Origin of the sequence: Methylocella silvestris BL2 (assembly GCF_000021745.1) — a bacterium.
GTDB lineage: Bacteria > Pseudomonadota > Alphaproteobacteria > Rhizobiales > Beijerinckiaceae > Methylocapsa > Methylocapsa silvestris.
The window spans coordinates 151,804-165,217 of sequence record NC_011666.1; the positions used below are offsets into that span (position 1 = coordinate 151,804).

The following is a 13,414-nucleotide window of genomic DNA, read 5'->3' on the forward strand; positions in this document are numbered from 1 at the left end:
GAACGAAGCATTTCGAATGACGGATGTCTCAGGCGATACCGACTGGCCGGCGCAGACCGCGGGCGAGCTTCTGCGTGAACGGCCAAGGCAGCGTCTTGGCGATGTCCTGGAGGTCGCGCAATCGCCTTGGCGCGGCGCCGTCAAGGCGGCGGGGCGCCATTCTGCGCGCGTGCGTTTCCTGCGCTGGTCCATTGTCATTTTCTGCGTCGTCGCTGGCGCGGCGGTGGCGATCGTCGGCCTGTTCGATCCGTTCCGCCGGCTTCCCGGCAACATTACGATCGGGCAGGTTCACGTCGACGGGACCCGGATCACGGTTGAAACGCCGAAGATCAGCGGCTTCCAAAGAGACGGCCGGCCTTATGAGATCACGGCGCGCACGGGTCTGCAGGACACGACCAACCCCAATCTCGTCGAACTGAACGGCATCGACGCCAGAATCGGCATGCGCGACGCCTCGACCCTGAAACTGACCGCCGAACACGGCTCGTACGACAATCAGCATGACAGTCTTTTGCTTGACGGGTCGGCGCAGATCCGCAACGAGGTCGGATATGCTATTTTCATGAAAACCGCGCAGATGGATTTCAAGACCGGCGGACTGATCTCCCGCGAGCCGGTCAAAGTGGTGCTCAAGGGTGGACATGTCGCCGCGGACACAATGAACATCGGCAATGACGGCGTTATTTCGTTCGAGGGGGAGGTCAGATCGACGATCGACTCCGGCTCCGACGCCAAGGAGCTGCCTTTAACCCCTCCGGTGACCGAGTAGGGCAATTGACGCAACGCCTGATCCGTTTGAACCGCCCTGGCCTCGCGCTTGCGGCTGCGGGTTTCGCCGCTTTGGCGCTGAGCGTCGCCGCGCGCGCGGCGGAGCAGCAGGGCAGCTCGATTCTGCCCGGCGGCGATTCAAAGGAGCCGATCCATATCGAGGCGGCCAAGCTCGACTATTTCGATAAGGAGCAGAAGCTCATCTATACCGGAAACGTCGTCGCGACGCAGGGCGGAAGCACGCTCAAATCGACGATCCTCATTTTATATCTGACGCCGAAATCCGATCCCGATCAGGCTGGCGTGCCGTCCTCTTCGAGTCAGTTGCGCCGCATGGAGGCGACCGGCCCAGTGACGATGATCACCAAGGACCAGGTCAGCACGGGCGATCGCGGCGTCTATGAGAAGGCCGAAAACAAGCTCTATCTTTACGATAACGTGACTGTGACCCAGGGGACCAATGTCACCAAGGGCGACAAAATGACCTATGACCTCACGACGAAAAAGGCGATCGTGACCGGCCGCGTGAAGAGCATGTTCCTGCCGGAAACCACGGCGCAGAAAGACAATTCCGCGAAAAGCGCTGCCCCGAAAGACGACGCCGCCAAGCCCAAGAAGCCGAAAACTTAAATCGCCTCCGCGAGCCCGCGCCGGCGTCGCGGCGACCGGAATGTTGGACCTCTTCCCCCGACTATGCCAATAACCGGTTTTGCGCTGCTCTCGCGCCGAGGCTGCGCAGAGATTTTGAACGGCCCTTGCCCGGCATCGGCGGGCGATCGGCGAAGGACGTCCGCGATTGCTGCTGCGCCTGCTTCCAGATTTCACCTGCGCCGTCGCCCTCATGGGGTTCGGCGGGCGGGGCGCTCCGCGGGCGCTCCGGCGCCGGCCCAAGGCGGATCAGATCGCCGGCGCGTCTCGCAGCGAGGCCTCCGCTGCGAGCGCCGCGCCGACCGCGCGCATGACCTCCGCGGCGGACGCGTTCGGCGATCGCTCCTTCGCCGAGGGCGGACAAGATCATGCCGCCGCCGCTGCCGATTCGGAGGGCGTGCTCTCGGTCATGCGCCTGCGCAAATCCTACAAGATGCGCCGAATCATCGAGGATGTGAGCCTCACCGTGCGCCGCGGCGAGGCCGTTGGCTTGCTCGGTCCGAACGGCGCCGGCAAGACGACGCTGTTTTACATGATTTCCGGGCTGATCCGGCCGGACGCCGGCCGAATAGAGCTCGACGGTCATGACGTGACGCGGCTTCCCATGTATCGCCGCGCCCGGCTCGGCATCGGCTATCTGCCGCAGGAGCCCTCGATCTTCCGCGGCCTGACCGTCGAAGACAATATCCGCGCCGTGCTGGAGATCACCCAAAGCGACAAGCAGAAGCGGGAGCGCGAGCTTGACGCTTTGCTGGAGGAGTTTGACATCGCGGCGCTGCGGCGGTCGCCGTCGGTGGCGCTATCCGGCGGCGAGCGGCGGCGCTGCGAGATCGCCCGCGCGCTCGCGTGCCGCCCGTCTTTCATCCTGCTCGACGAGCCTTTCGCCGGCATCGATCCGATCGCCGTCGCCGACATCCAGACTCTCGTGCAGCATTTGAAGACGCGAGGCATCGGCGTGCTGGTCACGGACCACAACGTTCGCGAGACGCTCGGCCTTATCGACCGCGCCTATATCATTCACGCCGGGCGCGTGCTGACACAAGGAACGCCGGCGGATATTGTCGCCGACGCCGAGGCGCGGCGTTTCTATCTCGGCGATGATTTCGTCCTGTAAACACGCGGCTATCGGATTGGGTCGACGGGCGTGCCTGCTTGACAGGCGGATCGGCGCCGCGGGCGCCTAGCGCAACATCGTTACGCCCATGTGACGCTTTGGCGCGAGGGCGTAGCCGCCGGTCTTCGGCCGGCGCGAAATCAGGGCGATTGCCGGCGCTGGACGATGGAGCGCGCCCGGCGCGGCCCTCGGGCAATAAGGGAAGCGATGCTTGCTTCCTAATGTCTCACCCCAATCGGCTAAATTTTTTTTGGACACGGCGTGCAACCTAGGCTTTTATAGTGTAAAGCAAGAAACGGGCCGTTTCCTTTTTTCGCTTTACAAGGCCGAGTTAGCATGGCTCTCAGCACGAAGCTCATGATGCGCCAGGGACAGTCCCTGGTGATGACCCCGCAGCTGTTGCAGGCGATCAAGCTTCTGCAATTCTCCAACATGGAGCTCAACGCCTTCGTCGAGGAGGAGCTTGAACGCAATCCCCTGCTCGAGCGCACCGATGACGCGCCGGATCCGCATGCCTTGCTCGCTGACGTGGAGCCCCTGTCGGACGCCGCCGAAAGCGGCGGAAGCGTCGATTTCAACGATCCGGGCGAGACGGACTGGAGTTCGGAGTCGCTCGCCGTCGATCGCGGCGCGCTGGAGGCCAGTCTCGGGACCGAGCTGAGCAACGCTTTTGACGATGACCGCACCGCGCCAGCGGCGGATTTTGCCGAAGGGGCCGGCCTGTCGGCGACATCCTGGACCGGCTCCTCGGCCGGGCAGGGCGACGGCGAAGGCGCCAATCTCGAGGCCTATGCGGCGAACCCGACCAATCTCAAGGATCATCTCGAAGCTCAGCTGATGCTCGCCACCTCCAACCCCGCCGAGCGAATGATCGGCCTGATGCTGATCGATTGCATCGACGACGCCGGCTACTACGTCGACAATATGGCCGAGACGGCGGCCCGGCTGAAGACGCCGATCGCGCGCGTCGAGCGCGTGCTGTCGATCATTCAGGGTTTTGATCCCTCGGGCGTCGGCGCCCGCGATTTGGCTGAATGCCTCGCCATTCAGCTGCGCGAAAAAGATCGCTTCGACCCCGCGATGCAGGCGCTGGTCGCCAATCTTGGTCTGTTGGCCAAGCGCGATTTCGCGGCCCTGCGCAAGATCTGCAATGTCGACGAGGAGGACGTCGCCGACATGCTGGGGGAGATTCGCCAGCTCAATCCGAAGCCTGGCCGCGCTTTTGGCGGCGGCTCGATTCAGCCGCTCGTGCCCGATGTCATTGTCCGCGCGGCGCCCGGCGGGGCATGGCATGTCGAACTCAACACCGAGGTGCTGCCGCGCATTCTGGTCAACAACAGCTATGTCGCGCGCGTCACGAAATCCCAGTCGAACGATGTCGACAAGACCTTCATGTCGACCTGCCTGCAAACCGCGAACTGGCTGACCAAGAGCCTCGAGCAGAGGGCGCGGACGATTTTGAAAGTGTCGAGTGAAATCGTCCGCCAGCAGGACGCCTTCTTCCGCCAAGGCGTCGAACATCTGCGCCCGCTGAATCTCAAGACCATCGCCGAAGCGATCGGAATGCATGAATCGACCGTGTCGCGCGTCACCTCCAACAAATATATGGCGACCCCGCGGGGCCTGTTCGAGCTGAAATATTTCTTCACCGCCTCGATCGCCTCGAACAATGGCGGCGACGCTCATTCGGCGGAATCGGTGCGCTTCCGCATCCGCCACATGATTGAGCAGGAGAGCCCGACCGACATTCTGTCGGACGATGCGATCGTCGCCAAACTCAAGGACGTCAACATCGACATTGCGAGGCGCACCGTCGCCAAATATCGCGAGAGCCTCAAAATCCGCTCCTCGGTGGAGCGGCGGCGCGAAAAATCTCACATGTATTAAGCTTCGCCGTGCGGAAGAAGCGCTTCGATGACAAGAACAAAGTCGTGATCTCACAATTTGTGAGGGACAGAATTAGAATATGTAAAATGTTTGCTCACAAAAACACCTGTACAACGCAACGTCCGGTTGCCGCCGGAAGGCTCGAGTTCGCTTTTTTTGTTGCACAATCTTTCCGGGCCTCGCCATTTAGGGTCGGGCGCGAGACTCTTGACTTCATTGATCGAGCCGCCTAACTCTGCCAAAAAATAGGACCCGGCATCGGGGCCAGAGGCGGAGGAAGACAATGGCTTTGCGCTTTTGGGACGAACCCCTATCTGTCGATCGGCAGAAGCGCCAAGGCGGCGCTCTCTTGCAAGCGCAGCGCGGAACTCCGGCGTGAAACTTGGACTTGGTTGTTCATCGGGGATGAGACTCTCTCAAGGGGATAAAGCCGTCGCCGTCACAGCGCAGCCATCTTCGGCGTCCATGCACGGTTCGATATCGCTTGCAGGATCACGAGCGGCCATGGCGCGTCGCGACCGGAGGCCTATTCCGATGAGATTGAATCGATCCGATCGACGAGAATGTGCTCAACCTTTTGAATCGGGCGCGATTTCTCGTCCAACGAATGATCCATTCGGCGGGCGGGCGCGCTAGGCGGGCGCAGCGTTTCAATTTCCTCGAGCCGCCCGGCCGCAACCCCGGCGCTGCTCAGACTGCTTGGACAAACAGTGTTGACCAATCTGATCTCACCCGAGGCGATTATTCCCGCCTTGAAGGCGACCGGCAAAAAACAGGCATTGCAGGAATTGAGCGATCGCGCCGCCGAGCTTGGCGGCCTCTCCGCCCGCGAGATCTATGACGCGCTGCTGCAGCGCGAACGTCTCGGCTCCACCGGCGCCGGCGACGGGATCGCCATCCCGCACGCCAAGCTCGCCAAGGCGGCCGGGATGCTGGTCATCTTTGCCCGCGCCCCACGCCCGATCGATTTCGAGGCGATTGACGGCGCTCCGGTCGATCTGATCTTCCTCTTGATCGCGCCGGAATCGGCCGGAGCGGATCATCTGAAGGCGCTGGCCCGCCTCGCCCGTATGCTGCGCGAACCGGCGATCACCACAAAGCTGCGCGCCGCGCGCGACGTCAACGCGCTGTATTCGGTGTTGACCGAGGAAGCGGCCTCGCACGCCGCCTGACGCGCCTCATCGCCAGGCGCGCGCCGCATAGTCGATGATGTAACGGTCCGGATCGACGGCGATTGCCGCCAGTCCTGGCAGCACCACCTCATTGGCGATGACCAAGCGGGTTCCGATCTGCTGCATCATTTCGCCGAACGGCGCCTTGTCCTCGAAGCGGGCGCGAAACTGCGCCGGATCGAGAAAAGCGGTGAGGCGCGGCAGCACTCCGCCTGAAAAAATGACGCCCCCCTTGGCCAGCAGATTGAGCGTCAGGTCGCCGGCGCAGCGCGCAACAAGCACCCAGAACAGCCCCAGCGTGCGGGCCTCCTCGCCGTCCGGCGCGGCCAGCGCTTCTCGAACGACGCCGATCTCGTCGAGCGTCGGCGGCGGCAGGCCGGCCGCGGCGCAGCGCGCCTGATGTAGCCTCGCAATGCCATGACCCGACAGGATCGTCTCGGCGCTGATCCGGCCCTGGTCGGACATGCGGATATGCGGCCAGATCGCGGCCTCCACCGCGCCGACCGGCGCAAAATCGACATGTCCGGCTTCGCTTGCGAGGGCAAGATAGCGGCCTTCGACCTCGACGAGCGCGGCCGCCCCGAGGCCGGTGCCGACGCCGATGACCAGACGGACGCCGGGCGCGGCCTCGACCGGGGGCCCGATATGCGTCGTCCAGTCATGCTCCAGCACGGGGAGCGTCAAGGCCTGCGCCTCAAAATCATTGAGGAGCAGCCCTTGGTCGAGCGACAATTCTCGCGCGATGGCCGCTCCGTCGATCTCCCAGGCGGCGTTCGTCAACTTGGCGCTGCGTCCGGAAATCGGACCCGCCGCGCAGGCGATCACCGATCGCGGCTTTACTGCAAAACCGACGAAAGCAGTCGAAAGAGCCGCCTCGAAGCACGAATAATCCGCCGTTTTGATCGGCGGTCCCGGCAAAAGAGGGGCGCCGGGCGCCGATTTCAGGGCGAATCGGGCGTTCGTCCCGCCGATGTCGCACAGCATGATCGGGAAAGGAAAATCCAAGCGAACGCCTTTCTCCACTGGAGCATGAGTCATACTCTCGCGCCGAAGTTTAGAGGCGGGGAAAGCGTCGACAGGCGCGAGGGTTCCCTCGCGTGGCGCCGTCTCGTTTTCGTCCGCGCAAAAACGCCTGCGTTTTTTCGTCCATTGTTCTAGAATTCGTCCAAACGCAGGACCGGAATCGCAGGAACGAGGCCATCGCCATGACTTTCCAATATCATTCGCCTTTTCCTCTCGGCAAGGACAAGACGCCTTTTCGCAAGATCGAATGCGGCGGGGTGCGGGTGGAGAACTTTGGATCGCGCGAATTCCTGGTCGTCGACCGCGAAGCCATCCGCGCGCTGTCCGAGGCGGCGATGATCGATATCAACCATCTCCTTCGTCCGGCCCATCTGGCGCAACTCGTCAAAATTCTCGACGATCCGGAGGCGAGTTCGAACGACAAATTCGTCGCCTATGATCTTTTGAAGAACGCCAATATCGCCGCCGGCGGCGTGCTGCCGATGTGTCAGGACACCGGCACTGCGATCGTCATGGGCAAGAAGGGGCGGCTGGTGTTCACCGAGGGCGATGACGCCAGCGCGATCGCCGAAGGCGTCAGGGACGCCTATGAAAAGAAAAATCTGCGCTATTCGCAGCTCGCGCCGCTGACCATGTTCGACGAGGTCAACACGAAAAACAATCTGCCGGCGCAGATCGAGATCTACGCCGAAGGGGAGGACGCCTATAAATTCCTTTTCGTCGCCAAGGGCGGCGGCTCCGCCAACAAGACCTTTCTGTTCCAGGGCACGCCCTCGCTGCTGACGCGCGACCGCCTGCTCGATTTTCTGCATGAGAAAATCCTGACGCTCGGCACCGCCGCCTGTCCGCCCTATCACCTCGCCATCGTCATCGGCGGCGCCTCCGCCGAGCTCAATCTCAAGACGGTCAAACTCGCCTCGACCCATTATCTCGACCAGCTTCCGACCCAGGGCGGCGAGGACGGCCACGCCTTCCGCGATCTCGAAATGGAGGCGGAAATCCTGAAAATGACGCAGCAATCGGGCGTCGGGGCGCAGTTCGGCGGCAAATATTTCTGCCATGACGTGCGGGTCGTGCGGCTGCCGCGGCACGGCGCGTCGCTGCCGATCGGCCTTGGCGTGTCCTGCTCGGCGGACCGGCAGGCGCTCGGCGAGATCAACCGCGACGGCGTCTTTCTGGAGGAGCTCGAACATGATCCGGCGCGCTTCCTGCCGGCGATCGATGAAGCGTCGTTGGGCGGCGACGTCGTCAAGATCGACCTCACCCGGCCGATGCCGGAAATTTTGGCCGAACTCACCAAATATCCGATCAAGACGCGCCTTTCGCTGACGGGGCCGATGATCGTTGCGCGCGATCTCGCCCATGCCAAGCTCCGCGAGCGGCTCGAGGGCGGCGAGAGCCTGCCGGATTATTTCAAGAATCATCCCGTCTATTACGCCGGCCCCGCCAAGACGCCGCAGGGGTTTGCCTCCGGCTCCTTTGGCCCGACGACGGCGGGACGCATGGATTCCTATGTCGAGCAGTTCCAGGGCGCTGGCGGCTCCATGGTGATGCTCGCCAAGGGCAATCGCTCGCCGAAAGTGCGCGACGCCTGCGCCAAGCATGGCGGCTTCTATCTCGGTTCGGTCGGCGGCGCCGCGGCGCGGTTGGCGCAAGACTGCATCAAGAAGGTCGAAGTGCTGGAATATGCCGAACTCGGCATGGAGGCGGTGTGGCGCATCGAGGTCGAGAATTTCCCCGCCTTCATCATTATCGACGACAAAGGCAATGATTTCTTCAAAGAGCTGAATCTGGGGTGAGGAGGCCTCAGACCGCTCGGCCGACCAGCGCGCCGATGCCTGCGGTGATCGCCATCGCCAGCGCGCCCCAAAAGGCGACGCGGAGCGTCGGCTTCAAAATTTTGGCGCCGCCGACCTTCGCGCCCACAGCGCCAAGGCCCGCAAGGCAGATCAAAGACAGCCCGGAAACCACCCATTGCAAAAGGTGCGGCGGGGCGATCAGCGCGGCGGCGATTGGAAGCGCCGCGCCGACCGCGAAGGTCGCGGCGGACGTCAACGCCGCCTGAATCGGCTTTGCTGTGACGGCTTCGGATATTCCAAGTTCGTCGCGCGCGTGCGCGCCGAGGGCGTCCTTCGCCATGAGCTGCTCGGCGACGTTTCGCGCCAATGCCGGATCGACGCCGCGGCGCACATAAATCTGCGTCAGCTCGCGCGTTTCAAATTCAGGATCGGTGGCGAGCTCCTGCCGCTCGCGCGCGAGATCGGCGCGCTCCGTGTCGGCCTGTGAACTGACCGAGACATATTCGCCCGCCGCCATCGACATCGCGCCGGCGATCAGCCCGGCGATCCCGGCCACCAGCACTTCGCTCGCCGCGCTCGAGGCCGAGGCGACGCCCAGCATCAGGCTTGCGGTAGAGATGATGCCGTCATTGGCGCCCAAGACGGCGGCGCGCAGCCAGCCGATTCGGTCGATAAGATGGGCTTCAGTGTGCAATCGGCCAGCCAACGGACTGTCGCTTCTGACGGAGAGACGGGAGCGTCACGAGAGTGGCGACAGCCTCAGCCGCCGCGCTGGATTAATGGACCGACGGCTTTTCGGAGGCGCGCTCAGGCAGCATGCGCGACAGCACGCCGTCTTTGAGCAGATAATGATGCGCCAGCGCGGCGGCGGCGTGAAGAAAGGCGAGGCCGAGCAGGATATTGGCGGCCAGCCCGTGCAGTTCGGTGATGGGCTTGCGCCATTCGCGGTCGCCAAGTTGCGGCAGGCTGGCGACGCCGAACAGATTGAAGCCGCGCACAAAAGCGTTGACGATTCCGAGCGCGAGAACAATCAGCAGCAACCCATAGAGCAGGTGATGCGTGGATTGCGCGAGGATTTGCAACGCGCCGGAGTTCGCCGGGGGCAGATGCCGCCCACTGCTCCTGCGCCAGACCAGTCGCCAAACAAGGACAAGCGTCAGGGCGAAGCCCAGCGTCACATGCGTCGACCAGGCGATGAGCTTCGGCTGGCCGGAAAACCAGTCGCCGGTCTGGCCGCCGATCCAGAGCAGGGCGATAAGACCGGCGCTCGCCCAATGCAGCGAGATCGTTGTCTTGTCGTAAGTCGCAGCTGGCGCGTCGGCCATGAGCGTCGATCTCCTCTATCCCAGCAGGGCAGACTATATCGCAGACCGGCGTTACAGTTTGATGCGCCGCAAATGGCGCCGCCGCCCGACCGTCAGTAGCTGATCTTGACGATTTCGATCCGCTCGGTTCCCTTTGGCGTCTTCACCTCGACCACATCGCCTTCCTCGGCCTTGAGCAGCGATTTTGCGATCGGCGAGATCCAGCTGACTTCGGAAAGCTCGGAGCGCGCCTCGTCGACGCCGACGATTCGCAGCGTCTTCATCTCGTTCCGCGCGTTGCGATATTCGACCTTCGCGCCAAAAAACACCCGGTCACGATTGGTCTGGCGCGCGGGATCGACGACTTCGGCGATCTCCATTCTCTTGCGCAGGAAGCGCATGCGGCGGTCGATCTCGCGCAGGCGGCGCTTGCCATAAATATAGTCGCCATTTTCGGAGCGATCGCCATTGCCCGCGGCCCAGGTCACGGTCTCCACGATTTTGGGCCGTTCGATCCGGTGAAGGCGATCGAACTCGTCCTGCATCCGTCGCAACCCTTCGGGCGTGATGTAGTTCTTGACGCCGGCCGGGAGGGCTGGCGCCTCATCGTCGAGATCGACGTCGTCGCTCTCGCTTTCCTTGGTAAAAGCCTTGCTCATCCCAGCAAGATGGGCCGCGGGCCGGTCCGCTTCAAGCGCGACGGGCAGACGCCGGGTCCGGCGCCTGCGTCGCGCGAACCTTACTGGCGGACAATCTGGGCCATGGCCGCGGGGCCGGCCGTTGCGGAGGTCGCGGTCGCCGGTTTAGCCGAGGCGTCGGCGCGCTGCGGGGGCGTCGGAACATCGGCGAATTGCGGCACCAGCGGCTCCTGAGCGGCGACGGCCGCAGCCGGCTCGGTTTTCTTGCCGCCGAACCAGCCCGTAATCATCGCCAGCCGATCCGGCTCCTTGGCGGAAGCGCCGCCCACCGACCCAGTGACGTCTCCGGCGTCGGCCAGTTTGACGGCGGGAGCGGCGGAAGGCGGAGCGGCCTTGGCCATCTGGACGACGGGCGAGACGCGGGTCTTGCGGGCCTTGCCATCGTCGGAGGCGAGTTTTGTCTTCGCGTCCTCGATCACAATGTCGACCGGCCCGCGCGCGAGCGCCTCCGGACGGCTGGCGAAGGCGGACAGCGAGGCGAATTGCGGATGCTGACCGCCATCGACATAGAGGGTGCGGATTGGCTTCGCCTGCGCTGCGAGCTCAGCCACCTTCACGTCGTCGCGAGCGGCTTTGGCGGCGACCTCGCTGCGGACGCTCTCATCCTGCTTCAGTTGCGGGCAGGGGCCATAGGGATCGAAGCGGCCGGTCGCAGGCTCGGCGTTGAAGACGTAGCGCTTGCTGCAGACGCCGACCGCGACCTGCTGCTTGGTCACCTCGAAATTGTCGGAGCCTTCCTTGAGCTGCTTCCAGAAGCCGATATTCGGATCGGCCCGGTATTTCGCCATGTTTTCGGCGGTCATCCGGAAGGGATAGGACTGCATCTGGATTTCGCGCTGGCCGCCGGAGAAACCGTCGCGGACGAGGGCGTAGATCTCGCCGATCTGCGGGTCGGTCATGGAGAAACAGCCGGCCGAGGAGCAGATGCCGTGCACCATGATCGCGCCGCCGTCGCGCCCGAGCGCGCGGTCATAGGCGTTGGGGTAGCCGACGTTGAAGGCGAGATAATAGGCCGAATTCGGCTTCATCTGCGCCGGGGTGATCGAATAGAAGCCTTCGGGGACCTGCCGGTCGCCTTCGCGCGTCTTCGGACCGAGCTGACCGGACCAGCGGCAGACCGGATAGGTCTTGAGCAGCGCATATTTGCCGTCCGCCTTCATCTTCCAGACTTCGAGCTCGGATTCTTTCTTATAGGTGCGGATCAGGACGGGCGCGTCCGGGGTCGTGCCCTTTTCCTTCATCAACGCGACAGTTTCCGCCGGGACGGGAGCGTTGGCGCGGGCGCTGATGCTGTTGAGGCCTGCGTCTTCGCAACCGGCCAGGGAAATGGCGGCGGCGGCGGCCATGGCGATAAGACCGAGGCGGACGGGGAAGTCGCGACTGGAACTCATGGGCGTCTCGCGCGTTTTATAAGGTTTGCATCCATGATGCGGATGCAGTCTACCGCGCCGAGCCAATCCTCGCAAGTGAGTTGAGACCCAGCAATTTTACACAAAACGGTAAATAAACTCTTAGCTTTTTCAGTAACGGGGCGTTTTGGCCAAGGCTAATTCGCCCAGCATAGAAGGCCGGAAAAGTCTAGGCGCCAGAATCGGGGCGCCAATGCCGCCCGTCGAGCTTGGGTTGGCCCAGCCTCAGCCGTCACTACGGCGGGAATGTGGCGGAGCCGTCATGCTCCGCAAGCGCGAAGACGCCACGTGCTTGGCCGGCCAGCCGGAGCGTTTTGCGCCGTTTTCAAGAAAATTACGGCTGAAAAGCCGAAAAATGGGCGCGATATCGCGTTCTCGCGCCAGAAACGAGCCGCAGACGAGAGCAAAGCCGGCCGACGGCGCGCTTTATCTCCGGGCGGTTTATCTCTCGCTAACCTTGTCTGAAGCCTGCGGCCGATCATGGCGCCTGCGCGCGGCCGTCGATTCCAGCCCGGCGTTGCCGTGGCGCCACGCTCGCGGGCGCCTGCTCAAGCTCAGATCGTGCGGCCGATCGCCAGAAATTTATCGGCGCGACTGCGCCTGATCTCCTCATGCGACAGCGGCAACAGGCCTTCGAGCGCCCGCTGCACGGCGTCGCCGACCGCCTGGATCGCAGCTGCCGGGTCGCGATGAGCCCCGCCGATCGGTTCGGCGATGATCGCGTCGATGATGCCGAATCGGTAGAGATCCTGCGCCGTGATCTTCATGGTCGTCGCGGCGTCCTCGGCTTTCGCGGCATCGCGCCACAAAATCGAGGCCGAGGCCTCGGGCGAGGCGACCGTATAGATCGCGTGCTCCAGCATCAGCACGCGATTGCAGGTGGCGATGGCGATGGCGCCGCCCGATCCGCCCTCGCCGACGATCGCCGCGATATTCGGCACGCCGAGCGAGAGGGACGCGTCCGTCGCGCGCGCGATCGCCTCGGCTTGGCCGCGCTCTTCCGCGTCGACGCCGGGAAAGGCGCCGGGCGTATCGACCAGCGAAATCACCGGGAGATTGAAACGAGCGGCAAGCTGCATCACGCGCACCGCCTTGCGATAGCCTTCGGGGCGCGCCATGCCGAAGTTATGCTTGATTCGCGCCGCGGTGTCGGTGCCCTTCTCCTGCCCCATGACGCAGACGGCATAGCCGCGAAACCAGCCAAGGCCGCAGATCAGCGCCGCGTCTTCACCGAATTGCCGGTCGCCGGAGAGCGGGCTGAAATCGGTGATGAGTCCTTTGACGTAATCGACAAAATGCGGGCGCTGCGGATGGCGCGCGACCTGCGTCTTCTGCCACGGAGTCAGGCTGGCGTAGAGATCGGCCAGCGCCTTCTCGGATTTGCTCTCGAGCCGGAACAATTCGTCGCTGATTTGCACGCCTTCGCCGTCGGCGGCGAGCGAGCGCAGCTCCTGCACCTTCGCCTCGAGTTCGGCGACGGGCTTTTCGAAATCGAGATAGCTCCGCGTCGAGGCCGGCCGCGGCGAAGCCTGGTTTTGCGGAGAAACGGGAAAGGTCATGGTCAAATAATCGGTTGCCGGGGAGGGCGGAAA

12 protein-coding genes are annotated in these 13,414 nt (G+C 63.5%); 6 read left to right on the forward strand and 6 right to left on the reverse strand.

Annotated elements, in window-relative coordinates:
• Window positions 1–16: 16 nt before the first annotated feature.
• The 5 genes from lptC to ptsN all read left to right on the forward strand — a co-directional run bounded on the left by lptC (window position 17) and on the right by ptsN (window position 5,589).
• Window positions 17–769, forward strand: coding sequence for an LPS export ABC transporter periplasmic protein LptC (lptC, locus tag MSIL_RS00810; RefSeq protein ID WP_012589207.1), 753 nt, complete (start codon window positions 17–19; stop codon window positions 767–769).
• A 5-nt stretch (window positions 770–774) separates the two neighbouring features.
• Window positions 775–1,398 (forward strand): LptA/OstA family protein, encoded by a 624-nt coding sequence (locus tag MSIL_RS00815; protein ID WP_012589208.1) that lies wholly within the window; start codon window positions 775–777, stop codon window positions 1,396–1,398.
• 166 nt (window positions 1,399–1,564) lie between these two features.
• The gene (gene lptB, locus MSIL_RS00820; RefSeq protein ID WP_012589209.1) at window positions 1,565–2,530 is read left to right on the forward strand and encodes an LPS export ABC transporter ATP-binding protein; all 966 of its coding nucleotides are present in this window, start codon (window positions 1,565–1,567) and stop codon (window positions 2,528–2,530) included.
• Window positions 2,531–2,866: 336 nt separating this feature from the next.
• On the forward strand, window positions 2,867–4,417 hold the full coding sequence (gene rpoN, locus MSIL_RS00825) for an RNA polymerase factor sigma-54 (RefSeq protein ID WP_012589210.1): 1,551 nt from the start codon (window positions 2,867–2,869) through the stop codon (window positions 4,415–4,417).
• 710 nt (window positions 4,418–5,127) lie between these two features.
• Window positions 5,128–5,589 carry a PTS IIA-like nitrogen regulatory protein PtsN gene (ptsN, locus tag MSIL_RS00830; RefSeq protein ID WP_012589211.1) on the forward strand — a complete coding sequence of 154 codons (462 nt, stop codon included), beginning with the start codon at window positions 5,128–5,130 and terminating at the stop codon, window positions 5,587–5,589.
• A 6-nt stretch (window positions 5,590–5,595) separates the two neighbouring features.
• On the opposite strand, the gene MSIL_RS00835 is transcribed toward ptsN, so the two are convergent.
• Complete coding sequence (locus MSIL_RS00835) at window positions 5,596–6,594, reverse strand: glucokinase (RefSeq protein WP_244406190.1); 999 nt, start codon at window positions 6,592–6,594, stop codon at window positions 5,596–5,598.
• 200 nt (window positions 6,595–6,794) lie between these two features.
• Between MSIL_RS00835 and MSIL_RS00840 the strand changes: the two genes are divergently transcribed.
• Window positions 6,795–8,411, forward strand: a complete 1,617-nt coding sequence (locus tag MSIL_RS00840; protein WP_012589213.1) for a fumarate hydratase — start codon at window positions 6,795–6,797, stop codon at window positions 8,409–8,411.
• Window positions 8,412–8,418: 7 nt separating this feature from the next.
• Here the strand turns inward: MSIL_RS00840 and MSIL_RS00845 are convergent, their stop codons facing one another.
• The 5 genes from MSIL_RS00845 to MSIL_RS00870 form a co-directional block, all read right to left on the reverse strand.
• Window positions 8,419–9,105 (reverse strand): VIT1/CCC1 transporter family protein, encoded by a 687-nt coding sequence (locus MSIL_RS00845; RefSeq protein ID WP_244406191.1) that lies wholly within the window; start codon window positions 9,103–9,105, stop codon window positions 8,419–8,421.
• An 82-nt stretch (window positions 9,106–9,187) separates the two neighbouring features.
• Window positions 9,188–9,736, reverse strand: a complete 549-nt coding sequence (locus tag MSIL_RS00850; protein ID WP_012589215.1) for a cytochrome b — start codon at window positions 9,734–9,736, stop codon at window positions 9,188–9,190.
• A gap of 92 nt (window positions 9,737–9,828) precedes the next feature.
• Window positions 9,829–10,374 (reverse strand): transcription elongation factor GreB, encoded by a 546-nt coding sequence (greB, locus tag MSIL_RS00855; RefSeq protein WP_012589216.1) that lies wholly within the window; start codon window positions 10,372–10,374, stop codon window positions 9,829–9,831.
• Window positions 10,375–10,454: 80 nt separating this feature from the next.
• Window positions 10,455–11,804, reverse strand: coding sequence for a L,D-transpeptidase family protein (locus MSIL_RS00860; protein ID WP_012589217.1), 1,350 nt, complete (start codon window positions 11,802–11,804; stop codon window positions 10,455–10,457).
• Window positions 11,805–12,376: 572 nt separating this feature from the next.
• Window positions 12,377–13,381 (reverse strand): acetyl-CoA carboxylase carboxyltransferase subunit alpha, encoded by a 1,005-nt coding sequence (locus MSIL_RS00870; RefSeq protein ID WP_012589218.1) that lies wholly within the window; start codon window positions 13,379–13,381, stop codon window positions 12,377–12,379.
• Window positions 13,382–13,414 lie beyond the last annotated feature (33 nt).